The organism is Phormidesmis sp. 146-20, from assembly GCF_052939475.1.
In genome coordinates this window covers 70371-93162 of the sequence record NZ_JBJPHT010000022.1, presented here as the reverse complement: position 1 = coordinate 93162, position 22792 = coordinate 70371, and the positions used below count along the sequence as shown (strand labels likewise).

Sequence of the window (22792 nt, the reverse complement as noted above, 5' to 3'; positions counted from 1 at the left end):
GACCGATTTCCCCTCTAACTTTTCACCTTTGACACAAAACTATTGACATACCCTGGATTATTGCTTTGACTGGAGATACTACACTGGGCGATCGTCATCTTTGTTTCAAGGCAGGTATGAATGATTATCTTTGTAAGCCACTTCGACCAGTTGAATTGATTGCCGCTTTTAGTAAATATCTGTTTAGTCAACAGGTAAATCCACAGCTTGATCAATCAACACTTTCTACAACTAACCTCAGCGCTCCACATTCAGATTTGCCCACCCTCGATCTAACTATTTTTCAATTTCTCAAACAGATGAGCGGAGATAAGGCCGCGATCGTGCTTTCAGATTTTGCTCATCATTATTTGTCTGAGTTTTGTGAACGGTTACAGGTGATTCGTCTGGCGATCGAACTTGACGATACTCAAGAAGTTCGTAAGGTTGCGGGCATCCTCAAACTTAGCAGTACTGCTCTGGGTGCAACTCGCTTTTCTCGCCTTTGTCGGGAGCTAGAAATCGTAGCGCAAACCGAGTCCGTGGAAAAGTCTATCGAAAAAGTTTGGCAACTGGAAGCAGAACACCAACAGATTAAAGCCGAGCTTGAAAAACTTCTTGAAGGACTACAGCAAGCTTGAATGTCACACACTCAATTGAAATTGCACGTTCTTTAAAGTCACTTGACAGAGAATGCTCGATCGCCCTGCCAAAACCTCAGTAGAATCACGGTAAAAGAAAGTACGGGCAACGTGCTACTTCTTCATAAAGAAAGGGAACAGTAGAGGCTGTATGACTTAATTTCTCAGTAGATTCTGGCATACAGGCGTACTGATCAGTGATCCGGTTTGCTGATTTGAGCGCAACATCCCCGGTCAAAACAATCAGTTCTCACAACGTGAAGGTAAGACGATGAGTGATATCACAAAGGACGAAGTGCGGGAAAAGCTCGGCAACATTGACCAGATTCGAGACATCATTTTTGGGACACAGCTACGCGAATACGACAACCGACTCGGTAAAGTTGAATCCGACATTTCAATGCTGCAACAAGAGATGCGCGATCGCATTGAGCAAATCAAGTCCGGCTTTTCATTAGAACTCAAGGCTAGTGTGGAGTCTCTAGAGAAAAAACTGAAATCATACAATTCATCCACTCAAGAAGAATGTATTGATCTGCGTCAACAAGTCGATCGGCTCAACAAAAAATTCTCTAATAGTGTGCAGATCTTGGACGAAGCGATCGATGCTCACACTTCCTCAATTCGCAGTGAGTTAATTGAATCTAAAGCCAAACTTCAAGACGATGTGGGTGCCCTGAGAGATCTGGTGCTAGAAGAACTCGATCGCCGCTTTTCACAACTGCGAGAAACTAAAGTTTCTAAAGACGACATTGCAGAAACGCTGTTTGAATTAGGAATGCGCTTGAAGGGCACCGAGTTTATTCCCAAACTGCGAGAAGTTGCTAACGGCAATGGTAATAGAGAAGAACATGTTCCTCTTTTGGCCACACGCAAACTTGCAGAAGAGTTAACTCATCATTAAAGCCTTATGCAGATAGATAGCTGGGGTGCTGCAACCGTGCCCCAGTTCGTCTAATCATCGTCGCCCTACTTGCGCGTGTTGCAATTCTCTGCCTCAAGCGTAATGAGGAGTTTGGTCAAGGAGAAAGACAAACATGACTCAGGCAAAAGATTCTACCCCTGAATCGGCACTAACTCAGGATGAAGCACTGCAAGTCGATCGCCTGCTCAGTCTACTGGTTGACCTCAAAGTCATTGATTCACCTCAAACACACTCCATAGCTGCTCATAGCGACATTACAGAAGTTGAAGTTATCGAAGAAGTTGAAGTTATTGAAGAAGTTGAAGTTATTGAAGAAGTTATCGAAGCAAAAGCTAAAGAAGAAAGTACAGACACTTTTGTTAACTCCAATTTTGAATCATCCATTGAAACATCTCCTCATTTACAGGATGAACAACTGTCGTTTGATTTCGATCGCCTCAATGACTCTGTGACACTTGAGCGACAGAAAGTTGTGTTGAGCGAGTCAGACCGATCGCGTCACGAACCCTCAGAACTCCTGGATCTACTCATTCCCTGGGTTGTAGAACTTCTGAACCGTACCGTTGTCCAATCTCAGGCAGAAGTCATTCAGGCATTGTCGCCAATCATCGATCGTGTGATCGAAGAGCGGGTTACAGAAAATCAAACCAGCATGGGGACGGCGTTGGCTCCAGCGATTCCTTCAGCAATTACTCAACAGATCGCAAATGCTCCCGAAGAGATGTCTACAGCGATCGCACCTACGATTGGTAAAGCACTCAAAAAGCAAATCGAAATTGAACAAGATTCTGTTGTCGATGCGCTGTATCCAATCATTGGCGGCACCATTTCTAAATACCTCGCGGAAACAGTTCGAGCCATTAATCAACAGGTCGAAGACACGCTAAGCGTAGACGGGATCAAGCGAAAAATTCGCGCCAAAGTGCAGGGAGTTTCTGAAGCAGAGCTAATTTTGCGAGAGGCAATGCCTTTCACGGTGCAGGCAGTGTTTCTGATTCAAAAAATGTCTGGACTCGTAATTGCTGATATTCAACGCACCGACAGCGAGCGCCTAGAGTCTGACATGATCGCCGGGATGCTGACTGCAATTCGTAGCTTTGCGAATGACTGTATTGTGCAATCGAGCGGCGTTTCAGAACTCAATGAAATTGACTATGGTGCCTCCAAAATTCTCCTTGAAGTAGCGGGACACTGTTATCTAGCGATCGTCGTGCGCGGTGAGCCTCCCAACTCATTCATGCCCACTGTCAGAAGAACGCTCAGTCATTTAATTCAAGATCAGGGAGGGGCGATCGAGCAGTTTGATGGCAATCCTGATGCAGTCCCCGCAGTCGTGAATACAACATTAGAAGCGCTGAGAGATACCCATGCAGAAAAGTCAGTAGCAGTCAAAAAAGGGGCTTCTCCTCTGTTGATGGTTGGATTGACTGTTGTGAGTCTAATTGTGATTCCTTTTGAGTTTTTTCAGTATCGCGATGGCGTTCATCGTCAGATTACACAGACGGCCACCACAGCATTGTTATCAACTCCAGAATTAGCGGTCTATCGTCTCAATGCTGAAGTCAATTCTGGCAAACTCAAACTGCTCGGACAGGTGCCCAACCTGGCATTACGCCAAAAAGCCGAACAAGTTGTCAGCCAAGTTACACCTAAAGAGTGGTCGATCGAGAATCAAATTCTGGCCGTCGAAGTGCCCCCTGATCCCATGCTCACGTCAGCAGAGGTCAAGCGAGTGGCGGCAAGCTTCAATCAAATCGCTGGCATTGCCATTTCGACCCGGTATCTCGCAAATCAGGTCACGATCGAGGGCACCATTAGCCAGGGTGCAGATGCCGCCGTGATCACTCAAGCCTTTGCGAGAATTCCAGGAGTCAAGTCGGTTTCTAATACAGTGCAGGTGCAACCCGATCGTCTGGAAACTCGATTCTACTTTTCGTCTGCTTCGACCACGTTAAACTCAGATGATTTGAGGAAAAAAATCCCTCAAGTTCACGCATTTCTCAAGCAGCAATCAAGGACTCGTTTGCACATCATTGGGCACAGTCAACCGAGTGGGAATGCGATCACCGATCAGTCCCTGGCCCTAAAACGCGCTCAGTCCGTCCAGAAAGCGCTGATTGGTCTGGGCATTGATCCGCGTCGTCTACAAATTGCGGGCACGATCGAGCTTCCACCGGGCGTTGACGCGACCCAGCCAGCCTGGTTAAGTCGGTGTGTAGTGTTGGAAGCGATCCCAATGACGAGTCTCACAGCACAGAGAGAACAATAATGTTGACTTATCAAGCTACACTGATTCAGTCAAACGGTGAAAATCAACCAGTCATGACTACGATTTCTAAAAAGATCTGCCTTGTCGGTGATTTTGGCGTGGGTAAAACGAGTCTGATTCGTCGTTTTGTCGATCGTCAGTTTAGCGATCGGTATCTTTCAACGGTTGGGGTCAAAATTTCTCGTAAAACAATCGAGTTTCCTGCCCAAGACCTACAGCTTTTGATTTGGGACATTGAAGGAAATACTCGATTTAAGGCGATCGCACCTACCTATCTCCAAGGCGCAAAGGGAGCAATCATTGTGGCTGATGTGACGCGCGAAGAAACTCTAGAGCATTTGACTCAACATATTCAACAGTTTCTCACAGTTAATCCTCAAGGCGCGATCGTCGTGGCTTTGAATAAGTCTGATTTGATTGAGGCTGACACGCTGACTAGACTTCTACAGCTACACCAATTTGCTGAACAACCCCACATTGTGGGCGCTTATTCGACCTCAGCAAAGACAGGTGGACAGGTCGATGAAATTTTTCAACAGTTGGCTCAGTCGATTTTTGAAATGTAGCAAGTCTCAGTTCAATAACTTCGGATTCGATAAAACAATTTAGATCACATACATCATTGTTAATTTAATATTCAGATTTAATATTCATCTAAATCCACTTTTGAAGCAATCGCTCTTTAACGCTGCTCTATTGATTTTTGATTTATGACGTTACCTCACTCTCAGCCCAATCTTTTGAGCAGATTTCTCACTCCTAGCCATATGGAATGTCTGGTTATTGATCGCGATCTGACGATCGTAGAGGCCTCTGTGGGCGCTCAGAGATTTGCAGACTGTCCTGACCAAGTGAGTCCTGGTGGCGATGTCCGTCATGGATTTCCTGAGCTAGTCGGATTAGAAGACATGTTGAGCGCGATTTTGCAAAAACAACACTCCACTTTTGAACTTAAAGGAATCCTGCGGGCACTTCAAACTGACGGATATCAGCCTGCTTCGATCTACCTGGATTTACACATTCTCGAACGTCAGGTCGATCGTGACTTTGAAGACAAGCTGATCATCCTTCTCGAAGATGTTACAGAACGAATGATTTTAGAACAAGCACTCGTCCAAAGTGCAAACGAGTCTAATCTATTTCTAAAAACGCTAACCGCTTCCAAAAATTATATCGATCAAGTCATCAACTCAATGCCAGACGCATTACTTGTGACAACGCTATCAGGAACGATTAAAACCATTAATCCTGCTGCCCAAGCGCTATTTGACGATCGTGACTCTGCCTGTGTAGGCCAGCCCATTTCTACCCTTTTGCCAGACGAATATTTTACCCATCCTGGCACTCAACTTTCTGCGACTCCTCTTCCGATCAGTGACTTATTTACAGATGTAGAAGCAGTCTGCCAAACCAAAACTGGCAAAAAGATTCCGATCGCCGTTTCTTGTGCAATCACTCAAGGAGAAATTGAAGATTTTCAGGGCTTTGTTTATACCATTCGAGATATCACCGAGCGCAAACAGGCGGAACTTGCTAAGAGTGAGTTTTTGGCCATGATCAGTCACGAAATTCGCACCCCGATGAATGCCGTGATTGGCATGACCAGTTTACTTTTAGAGATGATACTCACCCCCCAACAGCGAAATTATATTGAAATTATTCGCAGCAGCGGCGATGCATTACTAACCATTATCAATGACATTCTTGACTTTTCTAAAATTGGTTCTGGCAAACTAGAGCTAGAAGAATACCCCTTTAATGTCCGAACTTGTGTTCAAGAAGCAGTCGATTTACTGACCCTCAAAGCCGCAGAAAAAAATCTGAGCCTTCGCTTTTTAGATTCACAATCATTGCCGTCGATCGTCGTAGGAGACGTAACACGACTGAGACAAATCCTGGTGAATCTGTTAGGAAATGCAATTAAATTTACCAGAGCAGGCAGCATATCTATCTCAGCGATCGCCCGTGAAATCAGTGATTTGAATCTGGTTGAGATTGAGTTTGCAGTCAAAGATACCGGAATTGGTATTTCATTAGAGCAGCGCGATCGTTTGTTTCAAGCCTTTAGTCAGGTTGATTCTTCGATCACTCGACAATATGGAGGAACGGGGTTAGGGTTGGCCATTAGCAAACAATTAAGTGAGTTGATGGGTGGTCGCATTTGGGTCGAAAGTCAGCCCAATCAAGGCAGCACATTTTACTTTACGATCGTCGTCAAAAGAGTTTTAGAAGTCACCTCAAAAGCAACCGTTTCTACAGCCAGAAGTGTTGAAGAATCTCTACAAACTGACCTAAAGTTTGCCCAACATCCTCTGAGAATTTTGTTGGCAGAAGACCATCTGGTTAACCAAAAAATGATGGTGCTAATTCTGCAAAATATGGGTTATCAAGCAGATGTTGTGAGCAATGGGCTAGAAGTTCTGGACGCGCTACGCCGACAGCCCTACGATGTCGTTTTGATGGATGTGCAGATGCCAGAAATGGATGGACTCGCCGCCACTGAGCAGATTTGTCAAGAATGGACGCTCCAGACTCGCCCACGCATTATCGCCATGACCGCCAACGCCATGCAGAGCGATCGTGAAGAGTGTCTCGCGGCTGGTATGGATGACTTTTTGAGCAAGCCAATTCGAGTTGAACCCTTGATCCAAGCGTTAAAGCAGTGTCGTAGACAGATCAATTGTGAGGAGGGAGGCGGAAGCCGAGAGGAGATAAGTCAACCTGCATCTTCGATTCTTGAGCGTGAGGCACTGGAATCCATTCAAAGAATGTTAGGAGACGATGCTCAAGAAGTGTTGTCAGAACTGATTGACTGTTATTTGACAGAGGCTCCCAAACTGCTGCAAGCCATGAGTGACGCGATCGCTCAAGCCGATTCGGTTGCGCTCAGGCGCGCTGCTCATACACTCAAGTCAAGTAGTGCTTCTCTGGGCGCGGTCTCGCTAGCTCAACTTTGTGAAAATGTGGAAGCGATCGGTAAATCAAATACTTTTATCGGAAGTGCAGACAAGGTGTTGCAACTACAGATCGAATATGAACAAGTTAAAGTTGCTTTGAATCACCTGCAAAAAAAGTCCTGCTAAATCTACATTTCAGCATTATCTCGGCTGACACTGTACCTTCGATAACCCTTAATAGAAAGTGACATTGGTCTGATCAAAGATTTAATTCACTAAAAGCAGTTCTGCTGGCTAGATTAACTTTGCAAGTTATGTCATCCACAGTTCTATTCACGATTTACTCTCTAATCTTCAGCGCATAACGCTGCTAATCCTCTCCATGTTTCGGATTTTAGTTATTGATGATGATCCTTTTACTCGACTCCTGTTACAAAAGACGCTTCAGGGTCAGACCTATGATGTGATTTTGGCGGATAGTGGGGAGGATGGCATGACCAAAGCTCTCAAGTTTCGTCCAGCCTTGATTATTTGTGATTGGCAGATGCCAGGAATGGATGGACTGGAAGTTTGCCGCTGGGTCAAGACGACTCCTGAGTTGGCCCACACGTTCTTTATTTTGCTCACGACTCGCACCGCTGTTCAAGATCGGGTCACAGGGTTGGATGCAGGGGCCGATGATTTTCTCTGCAAACCGATCGAAGGGATTGAGCTACACGCCAGAGTTAGAGCAGGATTGCGCCTCTATCAAGTTTTTCATGCCCTACAAAAGTCGTCTCAAGAATTACAAATTCAAAAGCAGATTTTAGAAGCCCAGTTTGCCGAAGCTGCGGAATATGTGCGATCGCTCCTTCCAGAACCCATGACCGGAGAAGTGACGATCGACGCTCGTTTTTTGCCGTCCAAACAGTTGGGGGGTGACTGCTTTGACTATTACTGGCTTGATCCTGATTTTTTGATGATCTATTTGATTGACGTGTCTGGACATGGGTTAGGGTCAGCGCTGCCTTCGGTATCGGTGCAAAACTTATTGCGATCGCAGTCCTTACCGGGCGCAAATTTTTATCGGCCTGACATTGTACTGCAAGCGCTCAATGAAGCCTTTCAGATGGACAATCAAAACGATCAATACTTCACCATCTGGTATGGCATTTACAATCGTCCCAAGCGCCAGCTTTTTTATGCCAGTGCAGGTCATCCTCCTGCAATTTTGTTGTCTAATGTGGAAGGGGCAGCCCCTCAAGTCAAGCAGCTTAAAACGCGCGGCAACCCGATCGGTATGTTTCCAGATGCAAAATATATCAGCGATCGCTGTGTTGTCGATGAATCCAGTACGCTCTATATCTTCAGTGATGGCATCTATGAAGTCAATCAACCCGACGGCAGCATGTGGGGGTTAGATGGCTTTATTGATCTGTTGACAGACCCTGATACCGCCATCCATAACAATCTGGATCATCTTCTACAAAAAGCCAGAGTCATGAACAACAGCGAACATTTTCAGGATGATTGTTCTGTGCTGCAAGTCAAGTTTAATGGCAGTTAACTTTGGGCGGCTAAAGTCAATAGTCTGAAGTCAACAAATAGATCGCAAATTGACATTGTTGCATTCAGTGCTGCACTAAAAATTATTTACGATCCACTGAACCCATGTGTAGAAGATGGTGTTTTATGGGGCAGGGTTTAAGAAAATGCTTTTTGTATTGATAAACAGTTGCGATGAGTTGCAAGATCAGCCGGACATCGGTAGTTAATTGTCCAGTGGTGTTTCTCTCTCAACTTTCGCATCAATACGCCGCCCCAATGCGCCTCACGCTCTAATGGGTGAGAAAATTGTCGATCGACACTCTCCAACAGAGCTTCAAAATCAAACGGACACCCCTCATCCCAAATCGAAATATCTAACTGATCTGAGAAAAGCTTGACGGTCAGGTCGATCGGCGTTGAGACAGGCAAAGATTTGTGAGCATGACGAATGACATTAGTTAGTCCTTCCATTATGGCAAGCTTTCCCTGCATCCAGAAATCACACGGAAGGGGAGGTTGGTTAAATTGCTCAAACCACTGCATCACTTGATCGACTTCATCTAAGTCTGTCTTAACCTGAATATGAGCCTCTCGAATCAGTTGGTGATGTTCCTCAAAATTTGGCATGACCCGCACCTGAACCAATATCACAATTCGACTAACCGTGCCACAGCACCAAAATTTAATGAAGCGCTAACTCTCACCTTCATTATTCTAGATATCTCGACTAAAAAGCACCCTTGTTCTTTGTAAAAATCACTAGAATGGTCTGCAAAATTAGCTTCAAGTCATAGACTAAATTCCAGCGTTCTTGATAGCGTAGATCCAGTTGGATCACGTCTTCAAAGTTAGAAACCTGCGATCGCCCATTCACTTGCCATTCCCCCGTCATCCCAGGTTTTACATCTAGCCGCTGCCAATTGGGAACTTCGTAGCGATCAACTTCATCAGCCGTCGGGGGGCGCGTTCCAACCAGGCTCATATCGCCAAGTAGAACATTCCAAAATTGGGGCAGTTCGTCTAAGCTCGTCTTGCGTAAAAATCGCCCCACTCTGGTAATTCGGGGATCTTGAGCATTCTTGAAAAATGCACCTTCGACCTCATTTTTGACCTGTGATTTGAGCGCCTCAGCATTGGTGACCATTGATCGAAACTTCCAGAGTTGAAAGCGTCTGCCCATCCAACCACAGCGGGTTTGTCGAAAAAAGATTGGGCCAGGACTATCTAATTTAATGGCAATCACAATCGGCACAAACAACAGTGCCGTAATGCCCAAACCAACCAGCGCACCAAGAATATCAACGATTCGTTTTACTTTCGATCGCACAGATGGATGCGTAATCGGGGGACGATGCTGCGATCGACAAGTAGCAGTAGGCGCAAGGGCTTGAGTCGCGGGTTCGATTTTGAGAATATCATCCAGATCGGCCAGAGAAAACGCCATTCTCACTTCAGGGTGAACGCTCCACAAGATCACCTCAGCGGGAATCGACTGGGCTAATCGCAGACAGCTAATCAAACTGCCAATCCCACTACTGTCGATAAAGGTGGTGTGACCAAAATCAAGAATCATTCGAGTAGGGTTTTCTTGCATCAGTTGTTTGCATTTTGTTTTAAAGGCGATCGCTTCCGTCACCGTCAAACGAGAGGGCAACTGTACAAGATGAGTTCCATTTGTGATCGTGACCGGAAATTCAATAGGTTGACTAGCCATAGTATCAAGATAAAAGGGGGTGAATGATCAATACAAAATGATCAATACAAAGTGAATGATCTAGCCTTCAGGTTCAGGACTCCCACAGCGGATCAAGTGCTACAGGTTTGAATGTCCATCGGGTGAGGTTGATTAAAGCGGGTATGGAGTCGATCGCATAAAGCGACAGCAGCCGTAGTCGATAAAGCAGACAAGGAGGCACTTTGAGGAGACTCTAGAAATCGAGTTAAATCTCCAGGTGACCAGGCAACCGTTGCACCCGCTTGTGACAGGGCAGTAGCTAACTCAACTTGATGATCGTCAACATGCTCTTTAAACCGATGGCTACGCGGAACTAGAATATAAGGCTTGCCAATTTCTTCGAGCAGTAAAATCGAGCCTTCTCCACAGTGACTAATCACCAGTCTCGCTCGGTTAATCAGTTCTGCAAAACGATCGCTTCTCAGAGATTGATAGACCAAAACGCCTTGAGGAAGATTGGTACAAGATCCATATTGCACAATCACTTCTTCTTGAATAAATCCATGAATTAGTAATGTCTCAACCCAATTCATCAAACGGTTAAAGGGATATTGCTCCGTTCCAACAGTGACAAAAATCATCGCGATTACCTATTTTCCTGAATATTTAAAACTCGACAGGTGCCATTCCTTCAGGCGTGACTTTTTGAGGATTGATCAATTCTGCTTGAGGGTAGCGCAGTTGCAATTCTGCCCAATGAACATACAGCACACTGACAAAAGGGCGTGCAAGTTTGGCAGACAGACTCAAGTCAGTGACCCGCGTGATCGATTCGACAAAGACCGTTTGACTCCCCAACAGTTTAGCGATCGCTAGAAAAGGCACCGCAACCCCAGCCCCCGTCGAAATCACCACATCCGGTCGATCGCGCCTCAATACCGTCCACGCTAAAACTAGATTTTTTAACAGATTGGGAAAATTGCGATTAGTCGGACTCCAAGCCCAGTCTACTTTTTCGCCCTCTAGAGACGCTTCTGTAACGGGGGTGCGAAAGGTCACCCAACGGCGATCGCAAGTTTCCCAAAACGATCGCAGCTGATAAATTGCTTTGAAATGTCCGCCTGCCGAGCACACCAATAAAACTTTCATTAGCCTGACACTCCTGATACCTGTTCTTGTAAGATTTGCCGCTTTTGACTGGCTCCTGAGATTTTGAGGGCGATCGTTTCACTCCAGCGATACAGCGGTTTGGGCAATAGCCAGAGTAGATAAGCCGCCACCAGCGTGATCAAGGTTTTGCGCGGTTCCTCTAACAAGATTTGCCAGCGAGTTTGCAGCGATCGATGAAACAGTTTGACAGCCATCGCTCCATTTTGCATTCGGACACAGCGACGGGCGAGATAGCGCAGTTGGTAGGCTCTAGCCGTGTTTTCCCATTGAGCGACTACTTGAGGGGCATAGGTGCGCGTTTTGGCGATGACCTTTTCCCAGGAGTCAAGCTGCTTCATCACATTGGCCGAGAGGCTTTCAGAATTAACTCGATAGAGGGTCAGCGCGTCGGGAATGCCTTCGATCTGCCACTGCGTTTGTAAGACAATCCGAATCCAGCATTCAATGTCTTCTGACTGACGAAACTGATCATCAAAATAAAAGTCTTCTACATGACCATAGAGATTAGCCGCATATTTAATCTCTTCAAACACCTGACGACGAATCAGAGGAGCCGATCCATTCCCGATCGGGTTGCGACACATTAAATAAGGAGCCGTGATGTCCCGCAGTTTAGGCATTTGATAAGTCCCCAACGGCTTGCCCGACTCGTCAATAAACGCAGAGCGACTAAAGGTAACGCCTACATGCGGCGATCGTGCCAAATGACCCACCAGCTTTTCTAGTTTTTCAGGCAACCAGAGATCGTCACTGTCAAGTAGAGCAATATAGTCGCCTTGAGCATTGCGAATTCCAGTATTTCTCGCGCCTGCCAATCCACGATTTTTTTGGTGAATGATCCGAATGCGAGGGTCTTGGAACTGGCGACAAATCTCAACACTGCGATCAGGCGACTCATCATCAACAATCAAAAACTCAAAATTCGTGTACGTCTGCGCTAACACTGAGCGAACCGTTTCAGCAACATAGTTTTCAACGTTATAGACAGGCATAATGACAGAGACTTTGTTCATAAGAGATTCGGGTAGTGATTAATCTGAAATTACTAGGTAGAACACTGAATAGACCAGTGATTTAGCAGTGTGAGAATGCGAAACAATCCATAAGGAGAATGAGTGTGACACATTCCTTTGGCGGTCAGGGTTGCAGGTTTTGCCCAGTCACTGAGAGGAATGCTCCAGGGATCGCTCCCCCACAAGGCGGTAATCTGTTGGCGATCGTCCTCAGAAACGCTTTCCCATAACTCTCTCAGCGTCGGACTGTGAACGGCATACCAACCCAAGTTGCTCCAGGAGCCGTCAGTGGCAGGACTGTTTTGCACTTTTGGAGATTTGACCCATCGCCGCTGTATCCAGCCACTTGCAAAGATCAGCAGTTTCTCAGTATGAGAGGCACCCGGCCGCCAGCCCCGATTGGCATCGACGATCGACGTTCCACAAATGCGAGCGACGACTTGGCTCCAGAGAGTGGCGTTAATTTTCCATTGAGGACGAGTTTGGCTGTAGCAGTCGGCGATCGCGCGATCAGCAAGAAAAATATCATAGGGTACGATGCGAAACATCATGTTGTCAGATAGTCCTGGTTGATAGCACCCTGGTCGGACTCGTCGATCTTCTACTTGCAGACGCTGTTCATCGGTGCGAAGTTTTTGAGGTAGATCACCAAACCAGTTTTGTAAACGCTGGTCGATCGCTTCTGCAAATTCAGGCGGGGCAGGTCGAGGCGGGTCTTCCATTAAGAAGCCTCTAACAGCAGTTTCATCAAACTGAAAAAACGGAAGATTGCGCCCTAAAAATTGCACATAGCGCTGCTCAAGACAGGCTCCCTTAAACAAATCGTCTACTGGAAATGCAGCCAATACCGTTTTGGCTCCCAGCTTTTGTATCGTCTCTAAAGTGCCTAAAAAATGATTGTCTTCGACCGACCACATCGCACCCGAAATCTCGACTCCCTGACGCATCCAGCGGGGATAGTAATCTTTATCCCTGGCATAGCCTACATACTCGACACCCGAAGCCTCACAGAGTTGTTGAGCGATCGCAGACTCCCGATTTGGAACGTCATAGAGATTAACTCCATACATACTAGAGGAATCATTTGCAGCAAAAGGAATCACGCGAGAATCCATACCGCCACTCACATAAGTCACAACGGGAGAAAGACGAGGTAGCGTGCGGATTTTGATTGCAGTTTGAACGGCTTCAGTCAAGTTATCTACTGCATGATCGAAGCTAGAAGCGAATCCAGTTTGAAAGGGTTGCCAGTAGACTCGATGACAGGAAGTAGAATCCTTGAGTTGCCAGCACCAATGACTCGCAGCACCTGCATATTTGATTTCGTTGTAATAGGTGTGAGGAGGCGTAATTTTCCATTCCCGCAAAAACTCTGCCATCGATACACGATCAGATGTTGTATGAGTTTGAGAATCATTAGCGATCGCATCGGGGAACGTCGAAACTATACAGTTCTTAGCTGACTCAGCACAATATAGAAATGTTGGATAGAAACCAAAATGATCAGTTAGTAAATGAACAGTTTGCTCCCGTGGATCGTAAATGAGGACAAGTGCAGAGCCATTAAATCGTTCGATTGCAGCAACGCCACCAGACAAGTAGCGATCAAGCAGCAGACGATTACTCAAACCTCCCGTAAATTGACTTAGCCCTTCAGCCCGTGACCAGTCTGACTCTTCCCAAGCGACCCGCCCCGACGTAATGACACGCACCCCCGTTTCAGCATGATAAGCAGGCGCAAACAAGTCAGAGGGATCATGGCTCACCCAAGCGATCGCTAAATTTTCCTCAACGATCGTCTCCACCGATTCCCCTGGAAAACAGATTAGACGATCAACGGATTGTTGAATGCGATCGCGATCAGAATGACCCAACATTGCATATAAGCCTGCCATTTCTCTAACCTTACTTCCGTTTACCTGACACTCTTAATCAACCGACACCTGATGCGGCATTTTTTACGCGACTGATTGACTCAACTGATACACTTTATGCTCAAAAAAGTTAACCTAGCTGACTGGTAAAAGTTGACTTTCCAAATCCTGCAAACCCGCCCACAGCAAACTTTCTCAGGTTCTCTTCTAGATTTACTTACACGACTTTAATGCTTTCAAATCGCCTAAAGACATAGCGAGTTGTCCACAAGGTAAATAAAGTCTGAAACACAACGTGGGTCACTAAAACAGAAATTGCAACACCCAAAACATGCCAGTGAACTCCAATCAGCAAACCTGCTGCAAAAATACCTGTAAACATACAGCTTGCTAATAAATCTAAACCTGGCTCACCTACTGCCAGCAACACCTGAGAAGCCGCATCTGCGAACGGGCGCGTGATAGCTGATAAACAGATTAAAATTAAAATTGGAATCGCTGCAATCCACTTTTGACCGAATACAAGCGGAACATAAATAGGAGCCAAACTAGATTGCAATAGGACGACGGGAATGATAATTAATGCGATCGTCCTAAAGCTGCTCAGATAACGCTGGCGAAACTGCAACCAATTCGATCGCACTGCACACAAATGAGGAAACAGCGCTGAGTTGATGGCATTGATAAAACTCAAGCTAATTCCCAACCCCGCATTAAAGGCAAAGTAGTAAACGCCCAACTCTTCGATACTAATAAACCAGCCTACAATCAAATAATCTAAATTGTTGCGGAGGGTTTTGAGAAGCTCGATGCCTAAGACGCTGCGCCCAAAGCGAGCAATCTCCCCCCAATACTGAGTCGAAAAGCCTTGAGTCGGCCGCCAGGGGTGACTTCTGTAGTAAATGATCACCCAAATGGGAGCCACTAAAAGTTTGGGCAACACGATCGCCCACATGCCCCATCCTAAAGCCGCAAAGCAGGCAGTTAATAAATTATCTAATGAAACCTGCAATACATTGGTAACGGCTGTGACCTTCAGTTTATTCTCACGCTGGATCAGGATCGACTGTACATAGGCAATCGGAACGATTAAATAAACAAGTGCGATCGTGCAAATGGGAAGAATCAAGCGATCGTCACGGTAAGACCATGCAATTAGAAACGCTGCGATACATTGAGTGATGAATAGACTGAGATAGATAATCCAATTGAGCCAGTAGGCCGCGATCGATAGCTCCTCCAACCGTTCTTCTTCGACTTGAATGAGTTTTGAACCAATCCCAAACTTAGTAAATACTTGAACAAATTCATTAGTCGTCAACACAACGGCCGCTAGACCATAATCATAGGCTGTTAAGAAATGAGCCAGCGTGACAGTCGTGCCCAGACGAAACACTCGAATGATTACTTCTGAACCACTCAGCCAACTCAAATTACGAATAAATTGGCTCGAAAATTTTTGCTTAAAAAAACTAGTTACGACTTTAAGAGCGTTCACGGGAGCATCCCCACAAGTTAAAAATCTGTCTGAGGTATTGCACCAATTTGAATTTAGAATTCCCAACTTATGGGAATGATCACCTCAAGAATTCAAGGTTTTTTTGAGCAACCCTTCCCAAGAACTGACATACATTTCCCAGGCATTTCTCACGGATTCGCGCCCATTATTTCCCCAAGTTTCTAATGTCTCGGCTGGGAGAGCCGCGATCGTTTGTATTGCATCTGCTAGCGATCGTGGATCATCTGGTGAGACCAAAATTCCACAATTCTGAATCTGCTCACTGAGTCCATCCACATCAGAGACAATCACAGGTTTACCTGCCGCTTTGGACTCGACGCAGACATTGCCCCAAGGCTCCCAGCGAGAAGGAATCACCACGACATCACAGGCAGATAAAAAGGCAGGAACATCTTGAACAGTGCCCCAAAATTTAACGTTGGTTTGCCCTTGAGCGAGTTGTCTGAGCAGGGCTTCATCTTCACCATAGCCCCCTAGATTGAGTTGCAGATCGAGGTCGGATACGAGACGAAATGCCTGCAACAAAACATCAAATCCCTTCTGCTTAGAAAAGCGACCATAGGCACCCAAAACGAATGGCTGGTTAAGAATTTTTGAGGGCACTGTAAAGTTCTTCTGACAAACACAGCACTGATTAATTAACGTGAGTTTTTTAGGGCAAACTAGGTGGTTTTGCTGCATCCATTTTTGCTGCCCTTCAGAGATAGAAACTACTTGATCGACCACTCCGTAACAAAGCCTGAGCATGAATCGAAATCGAGCTAAATTTTCAACATTGTGCGCTTCAAATCCAGCCGAGTAGTGGTGTTCGTGAATGACTAAGTGTTTGGTGTAGAGCTTGATTAGAGATAGATTGAGCGATCGCTTCCAGGAACACGGATTGCGAAAGATCACAATGTCAGGATGATTGGTTTGCAGAATCGGTAACACTTCATGCGATCGCACTACTCTAAACTCAAACTCATCGCCTAATCGAGACTGTGACAAACAGCGCATCGTTTGGGTGACACCGCCGATACTATGGTCATCCAGTACTTGTAAGATTTTTGGTTTCATGATCAATTTCAATAGGGGCAAAAATTTTAACGGGTTCCTTAAAGGCAATCCCCATGATGATGAGAGCGGGGTAAAAAAGGTAAGCCAAAATTTCTAAGTTCTCGCCAAAGGTGTAGAGAAATAGAATAAACACCATACTCAACCCCAGTCTGGCTACTCTACTAGATTGAGACTTCACCGCCAAATCAACAAAGCTATAAGCCAGTGGAATCGCCAGCGCAGCAAACCCAACCAGCCCTTTGACATAGAGCAACCCAAACCAGGAATGATGCGACCCGATCGGCATAAATTCAACTAAATGCGGCCCCGGTTCAACAATGCCATGTCCCCAAATCGGGGCTTCTGTTTGCCATCGTTCAACCGCAATTCTCCCCAAAGCTTCTCGAACTCGCGAAGAGGCGGCTCTAGCGGATTTGAACTTTTCTTTGAAGTCCTGTAAGGCTCCTAAAATAGTTGGTGAAACGATTCCGCCAATCCAAGTGAGAACGCCTAAACCAATTAGGGGAACCGGACGAGACAAACTCGATAATGTGCGCGTGATTACCAGTACAACGGGAAACGCCAACAACGCTAAACGAGACACCGAAATTACACACATAAAAATTGATCCAGCGATGCCTAAAAACCGCCATTTGGGATCTTTTTCCTCAAGCGCTAAGAAGAAGTAGACATTACCCATAAAACCGAGTGCAGGGGCCCAGGGGGTAAACAGTCGCCACCGGGGTTGACCATTACTGGGATCAATTTCATAGAGGCTGGGCGCAAAAAATTCGGGGCCGGGGCCACCAATCAACCGGAGTGGTGATACATAAGGAGACGGTGGTAAATGCGCCAGATACGCTAAAAAGAATAGTGGGAACAACACAAGCGTTTGCAATCCAATAATGCAGGCGATTCGATAAAGCAACTGCGGTCGGATCTTCATCGCGCCCACTAAAGGAAACACAGCTAACAATGCCCAACCCTTTGCCCACCCGATCGACGACTTGATGATCATGCTGGTTTCTAGATTGAAATCTAAATGACCCATAACCAGGGCCACTTCCATCATCAGCATTCCAGCAATCCACACCCAGGTCGCCCACGGGATGCGAATCTGATCTTCTAGCGGCGTGTCATCGGTCTGGTTCCACAACTGACCAATTAGATCGCCAAATAAAATCCAGCCGACCACCGATCCAACGACATACAATCCTCCAATAATAAAGAACCCATACGTCCACAGCAGGCAGTACCACAGAACTTTCTCAGAAAAATTTTCTGGTTTGATCATGCCTTTTCACTGCCCAACGTGGGATCGATCGGCAACGCAGGTAGAGAAGAAACCGAGGACTTTGGACTACGCGCGATCGCCATCAGCCGCTTACGCCACCAGAGCAGAGCAAACCCCCCACTAGAAAAAATAGACCCGATTACCGCCCCGGCAATCACGAGAGACTTTTTGGGAGCACTCGCTTTGTCGGGCAAACTCGGTTCTTGCACCATTTGAATCAGTGGATAAGCTGTAAAAATATCGGACTTACCCAGATCCAATTTCGCCACTGTAGACGCAAAAACCGCTTCTGCCGTCTGCATTTCTCGCTTCATATTTTCCAGGGTCGTTTGTCCCTGAGCCAGCCCGTTGAGCCGTGATTCTAAAAGCTTGATTTGCTGGTCGATCGACTCAGCTTGGGCGGTCAATCCTTGAAAGTCAGCCTGCACAGCCACCAGATCCCGAAACAACCCAGCCCGGCCCGATTCGTTAGCCGTTAGCTGAATCGCCCCCAGCATTTGTGGATCGATTGCACGACCAAGGAGCGATCGACTGCGATCGGACACTGCCGCTTGAGACGCTTCTAGTCTGGCTTTCTCCTTGATCACACTGGGATGGTTGTCTCCCCACTTTGATAACAAAACGGATAACGTCGCGCTGGCTTCACTGTAGTCTTTTAAGTTTTGCTGAAACAGTTGGTCAGCCTGCAACACAAAAGCACTGGCAGCTTGCTGAGGCGAAATTTTTAGACTGGCAGACAGTTGTTGAAGCCGATTGCCCACTTGCTGCTGTTGCGCGATGACTTCAGCCCGTTGACGACGCAACTGTTCTACATTGACCGAGAGATTGTCGATCTGCCCTGGAAAACTCAATCCAGACCTCAACTTAAACTCAGAAAGTCCCTGCTGGGCCTCAACAAGTTTAGCTTTCGCTGACTGCAACGTGGACTGAATGCCATCATCGCGTCGGGCTAATTCCTCAACTCGCAGTAGGGTCAACTGACTGACCAACGCTTTGTAGAGCGCTCGTGACTTTTGTTGAGCCTCTTGAGCGCTGCCCCCCGTCACCTCAAACTTCATAATCGTGGTGTTGTCGAGCAGCTTAATCTTAGGTTCTCCAAACTTCTCAGGAGGAAGGTTGACGATCGCCGCCGCCTTTTTGATCACCGTTTCACTGGTCGCGATGAACTGATAGTTGGCTCTAGGATCTTGAGTCGGGCCACCAAACGGCGAACTACTCGAAGAACTTGCTTGACCAATATCTGGCAAATTCACGCTCACCCCTGGCCCCGACCCTGGAAGAATTAACGCCCACTCGCTGATGTAAGTTGGTTTTGCGACCTTAAGAAAAAACAGCGTTGTGCCCCAAATCGCAGAATTGACGACGAGACCCATAAAGACATAGCGTTGCCATCGTCCTTTTTTGGCAGGCTTTAGGAGGGCTTGATTGGTTGCATTCATCATTTTCTAAGCAGATTCAGCAATAGTGAGAAGGGAGAAAAGATGGCACCCAGAGTATCCGCAACACCCCTCATGTTGGTGATTTTGGAGTCATAGCAAGCGATGCCATCGTCCGGCATCAGAAAAGGATTGGTCGCATCGTCGTTGGTTTTTCGCAGCAGATCTTCGATCGGGCGTTCCATGACTTTCGTTTCTCCGGTCATACGATCAGTACGAACTAGCAGCGCTCGACGTTTGGCATTTTCGGTGCTGCCCCCGGCGCAGTTTCCTGCAATGACCGCCTGAGACAAACGAGAACCATAGACAAAAGCCGTCGCATCTTTGTTCACTGAGGCACCCGAATTGCTGCTGGCGGGCTGCGTCAGATTGGATAAAAATACGCGCACGCCCGGAATCGTGATCTGAGAGGGGCGAATTAGCTCAGGATGCACTTTTTGAGTATCGGGCACAATAATCTGATCACCCGCCACCAAGGGAATGTCTTGAATGATTTCTCCAGAAAAAACGCCAGAAAGGTCGATCGTCGTGGCTTGTCCGTTACGAATCAGGCGAATGTTCTTCACATCGGCGTTGGGCATGACACCTCCTGCTTCTCGGATAGCCGCAATCAAAAACCGCTCTGGGGGATAGTCTCCGGATGCTTGGGTGATGCGGGCCCGCGCTTCGGGACTACGCTGATTGAGCAAGAGACGACCCGGCTCAAAGGTTGCACCTGCGACACTAACTTGAATGGCTGACCACTCTACAGGCTGTATGGTGACTTGCAAAAAACGGGGATTAAACAGTCGCTTTTCGAGCAGGGTTTGGGACAGCGTTTGTTCGATTTGAGCAGGTTCTAGTCCGGCAACGCGAATCGGCGGCAAATAGGGAATCTGAAGCGTCCCATCAATATTGACCTCGTAAATACCATTAAACAATTCGCCTTCAGGAATCGAAACTTTGAGGCGATCGCCGGGTGAGAGCGGCAAACTCAGGCAAGGTTTAGCAATTAGCGTGACGATCGTACCCGTGAGAATACTTAAAAATATCAATTTCTTTTTCATTTTCAATTCCTCAAGCTAACAGCAGGGCAAACTGGCTGACGCGATCGCGCAGAGCTTGAACAAACAGTTTCAGATGGTAGACATGCTAGAAATACGAATAATCTTAGAACTCCGATTGCTGTCAAGATAAAACAGAACTCATCTTCCTTCTCTGAGTGAGATTACTTAAAAAGCTCTTTTACTTCTGTAACCTAGCTCAGGGCTAAGTTAATCTACTGAAGTAAGACCAGCCGCATAAAAAGCACGCTGTAGAATACACTCAAGTTATTAATACAAGTATCAAGGGTATGTTAACCACGTTAGGATAGTGCGGATAGCACGGATTGTTGCCTGAATATTAAAGTGTTCTATCTCAACCTTGCTCTTGACAGGTATACCCTTATGAACCCCACAATCAAAGTTCTTTATCCTTCTGGAATCTTAAACAGCACTCAAGCTGACCTGTTTAACCAGGAAATTAATAGTAGTCTCAGTACTGGAGTACGAAATATCTTAGTTGACTTTAAAGAGGTCAGCTTTATGGATAGTTCTGGTTTGGGGCTGTTGATCGTTGCCCTCAAAACCGTTAAAGCAGAGGGAGGCAAGCTTTCTCTTTGTTCAGTTTCTAATGAAGTCAAAATCGTGTTTGAACTCACTGATGTTGAGCAATTTTTTGAAATCTTTTCCGACCGAGACAGCTTTGAGCGATCGCAGCCATCAAGTTTAATTTCTTAAAAAACTAAATAAAAAAATTCCCCCGTCCTAGAAGAACAAGGGGAAAGAGAGGATGGTCAAACAACCAATTTATCGAACCGTCGGCTCTGTGTAAGCAGTGGTCGTTGTGCGAGGACTCCGTGCACCAGCAGCGGCCCCAACCAAGGAAGCTACCAAGCCTAAGAGAGAACCGATCGCAAACGACCAACCCGCTCTAGCCGCACCACCCGCAGCATCACGGGTTTGATCAGCTGTCACGCCAGGGCTAGGAACCACATTGGGTGCATTGGCCGCGCCCCCTGGAATGACTTGATTGGCAACCTCGCCTGCATTAGAAGCAATAATCCCAAACGCACCCGAAACGCCACTTGCTAGCAGGTAAGCACTCAGCGCCAACGTAGTTGCCCAAAGAATGGCTCCATTCAGCATCGCGGTTCCCCGATTCATGGGGCCACAAGCCCGCGCCATTACCCAGCTACCGATAAACAGCGAAATTAGCAGGCTGATGATCGACCAGATACCAACGGCACTGCCGACTTCATCCAAGTTTGAGCGAGGAGCACCCGAATTGGCGATCGTGGTTGCGCCGATGGCTGCCCCAATCCCAGTGAGAATCAATTGAGAGGCTAATGCAACAACCAGTCCAGAAATGATCGGGCCCCAACGAACGCGATCGTGGTAGTCAGCAACAGGTTGGATTGTCGTAGCGTCAACAACAGGTCTATTAGCGTATGCCATGTCTTTAACTCCCCAAGAACGATAGTCTTTTGATAAGGATTTACACTTGGCATCACTTTAGAATCTGCTAACGGTGTTTTATCTCTATCAGCAGAGTGAATGACACTATACCGTTAGAATGATTAAAAAAAATTATAGAAATTTTACTAGACGATCCAGAGGGGGATCAATAAAACTATCCACTATGAGGTTGTCCATAGCTTAGTTTCTTCAAAAAAAGAATTAGGATCGTGAATTAAACAACCTGTAATTCTCGCGGTTTCGCTTCGTTTAATTCGGCTTCTGCCCCCTAAATCCCCCAAATTTGGGGGACTTTGAACCGCGAAACTGCCTTAAATTCTAGAATGTCTGCTTTCTCAAAGTCCCCCAGAATAGGGGATTTAGGGGGCGAAGCAACTAGGCAATTATCGATCTTATTCAATTCACGATCCTTAGCCAATCTCGGTCGATCTCTTCTCGATAGCGAGTGGAGCAAAAGCTCACCCACAGTGAATTTGCATAGGGTTATCGACCAGGTTTGCCGGAGTCCGTCTTTTGCCTTTCCTGGTTACTATCTTCCATTTCTAGGGGTTAATGCTGAAACTTTAGTCAAAGGATCAGTAATTTCTCTAGCGGTTTAAATAAACGACATTTGATCTTCCGTGTTTGCGCTAATCAAATTCAACTTGTCCGAAGCGTACCTTGATACAGAAGCCGAAAACTCTGAAGCAAGTCTAAACCAAGAGATTCGGCAGACTGAAATCTAATCACTCATGTTCAGGGAATTACAACAATGGCTGTTGAAAAAGTAAACTCCTCTTCTAGCTTGGCTGAAGTCGTCGATCGCATTCTCGACAAAGGGATCGTTATTGATGCCTGGGTTCGCGTTTCGCTCGTCGGGATTGAACTGTTAGCGATCGAAGCTCGCATCGTTATCGCTTCTGTTGAAACCTATTTGAAGTATGCCGAAGCAGTTGGTTTGACCTCTCAAGCTGCTGTTCCTTCTGCTTAGAAGTTAGATGCTGGGGGGTTGAGTCTGGCGCTCCCCAGTTTCATTGTTTACTCAGATAAATCTCCTCTGC

Annotated in this window: 20 protein-coding genes; 8 read left to right on the top strand and 12 right to left on the bottom strand. The window is 46.4% G+C overall.

Features of this window, described 5'->3' with window-relative positions:
* Nucleotides 1–65: 65 nt before the first annotated feature.
* The 6 genes from ACKFKH_RS18280 to ACKFKH_RS18255 all read left to right on the top strand — a co-directional run bounded on the left by ACKFKH_RS18280 (nt 66) and on the right by ACKFKH_RS18255 (nt 8257).
* Complete coding sequence (locus ACKFKH_RS18280) at nt 66–620, top strand: Hpt domain-containing protein (RefSeq protein ID WP_446859759.1); 555 nt, start codon at nt 66–68, stop codon at nt 618–620.
* A 271-nt stretch (nt 621–891) separates the two neighbouring features.
* Entirely contained in the window at nt 892–1524 is a 633-nt protein-coding gene (locus ACKFKH_RS18275; protein ID WP_446859758.1) for a hypothetical protein, read from the top strand.
* Between the two features lie 133 nt (nt 1525–1657).
* Nucleotides 1658–3814 carry a BON domain-containing protein gene (locus ACKFKH_RS18270; protein ID WP_446859757.1) on the top strand — a complete coding sequence of 719 codons (2157 nt, stop codon included), beginning with the start codon at nt 1658–1660 and terminating at the stop codon, nt 3812–3814.
* On the top strand, nt 3814–4380 hold the full coding sequence (locus ACKFKH_RS18265) for a Rab family GTPase (RefSeq protein WP_446859756.1): 567 nt from the start codon (nt 3814–3816) through the stop codon (nt 4378–4380). Before ACKFKH_RS18270 ends, ACKFKH_RS18265 begins: the two co-directional genes overlap by 1 nt.
* A gap of 144 nt (nt 4381–4524) precedes the next feature.
* Nucleotides 4525–6897 (top strand): ATP-binding protein, encoded by a 2373-nt coding sequence (locus ACKFKH_RS18260; protein ID WP_446859755.1) that lies wholly within the window; start codon nt 4525–4527, stop codon nt 6895–6897.
* A gap of 196 nt (nt 6898–7093) precedes the next feature.
* Complete coding sequence (locus tag ACKFKH_RS18255; RefSeq protein WP_446859754.1) at nt 7094–8257, top strand: SpoIIE family protein phosphatase; 1164 nt, start codon at nt 7094–7096, stop codon at nt 8255–8257.
* 137 nt (nt 8258–8394) lie between these two features.
* On the opposite strand, the gene ACKFKH_RS18250 is transcribed toward ACKFKH_RS18255, so the two are convergent.
* From ACKFKH_RS18250 to ACKFKH_RS18200, 11 genes are all read right to left on the bottom strand, one after another.
* Entirely contained in the window at nt 8395–8865 is a 471-nt protein-coding gene (locus ACKFKH_RS18250) for an ATP-binding protein (protein ID WP_446859753.1), read from the bottom strand.
* 100 nt (nt 8866–8965) lie between these two features.
* Nucleotides 8966–9952, bottom strand: a complete 987-nt coding sequence (locus ACKFKH_RS18245) for a sugar transferase (RefSeq protein WP_446859752.1) — start codon at nt 9950–9952, stop codon at nt 8966–8968.
* A gap of 92 nt (nt 9953–10044) precedes the next feature.
* Nucleotides 10045–10554, bottom strand: coding sequence for a glycosyltransferase (locus ACKFKH_RS18240; protein ID WP_446859751.1), 510 nt, complete (start codon nt 10552–10554; stop codon nt 10045–10047).
* Nucleotides 10555–10579: 25 nt separating this feature from the next.
* Nucleotides 10580–11062, bottom strand: coding sequence for a hypothetical protein (locus tag ACKFKH_RS18235; protein ID WP_446859750.1), 483 nt, complete (start codon nt 11060–11062; stop codon nt 10580–10582).
* Nucleotides 11062–12096 carry a glycosyltransferase family 2 protein gene (locus ACKFKH_RS18230; protein ID WP_446859749.1) on the bottom strand — a complete coding sequence of 345 codons (1035 nt, stop codon included), beginning with the start codon at nt 12094–12096 and terminating at the stop codon, nt 11062–11064. The genes ACKFKH_RS18235 and ACKFKH_RS18230 overlap by 1 nt, the downstream gene beginning before the upstream one ends.
* Before the next feature lie 32 nt (nt 12097–12128).
* Nucleotides 12129–13991 (bottom strand): hypothetical protein, encoded by a 1863-nt coding sequence (locus ACKFKH_RS18225; RefSeq protein WP_446859748.1) that lies wholly within the window; start codon nt 13989–13991, stop codon nt 12129–12131.
* Between the two features lie 196 nt (nt 13992–14187).
* On the bottom strand, nt 14188–15468 hold the full coding sequence (locus tag ACKFKH_RS18220) for a lipopolysaccharide biosynthesis protein (protein ID WP_446859747.1): 1281 nt from the start codon (nt 15466–15468) through the stop codon (nt 14188–14190).
* An 84-nt stretch (nt 15469–15552) separates the two neighbouring features.
* Entirely contained in the window at nt 15553–16545 is a 993-nt protein-coding gene (locus ACKFKH_RS18215) for a glycosyltransferase family 4 protein (protein WP_446859746.1), read from the bottom strand.
* Complete coding sequence (locus tag ACKFKH_RS18210) at nt 16514–17818, bottom strand: O-antigen ligase family protein (RefSeq protein ID WP_446859745.1); 1305 nt, start codon at nt 17816–17818, stop codon at nt 16514–16516. Before ACKFKH_RS18210 ends, ACKFKH_RS18215 begins: the two co-directional genes overlap by 32 nt.
* Nucleotides 17815–19257, bottom strand: a complete 1443-nt coding sequence (locus ACKFKH_RS18205; protein WP_446859744.1) for a GumC family protein — start codon at nt 19255–19257, stop codon at nt 17815–17817. The genes ACKFKH_RS18210 and ACKFKH_RS18205 overlap by 4 nt, the downstream gene beginning before the upstream one ends.
* Entirely contained in the window at nt 19257–20300 is a 1044-nt protein-coding gene (locus tag ACKFKH_RS18200) for a polysaccharide biosynthesis/export family protein (RefSeq protein WP_446859743.1), read from the bottom strand. Before ACKFKH_RS18200 ends, ACKFKH_RS18205 begins: the two co-directional genes overlap by 1 nt.
* 381 nt (nt 20301–20681) lie before the next feature.
* Here ACKFKH_RS18200 and ACKFKH_RS18195 point away from each other — a divergent pair, with 381 nt between their 5' ends.
* Nucleotides 20682–21014 carry an STAS domain-containing protein gene (locus ACKFKH_RS18195; protein WP_446859742.1) on the top strand — a complete coding sequence of 111 codons (333 nt, stop codon included), beginning with the start codon at nt 20682–20684 and terminating at the stop codon, nt 21012–21014.
* A 69-nt stretch (nt 21015–21083) separates the two neighbouring features.
* Here ACKFKH_RS18195 and ACKFKH_RS18190 read toward each other — a convergent pair whose 3' ends face one another.
* Entirely contained in the window at nt 21084–21731 is a 648-nt protein-coding gene (locus ACKFKH_RS18190) for a hypothetical protein (RefSeq protein WP_446859741.1), read from the bottom strand.
* A 772-nt stretch (nt 21732–22503) separates the two neighbouring features.
* Between ACKFKH_RS18190 and gvpA the strand changes: the two genes are divergently transcribed.
* Entirely contained in the window at nt 22504–22722 is a 219-nt protein-coding gene (gene gvpA / locus ACKFKH_RS18185) for a gas vesicle structural protein GvpA (RefSeq protein WP_446859740.1), read from the top strand.
* The last annotated feature ends 70 nt before the right edge of the window (nt 22723–22792 follow it).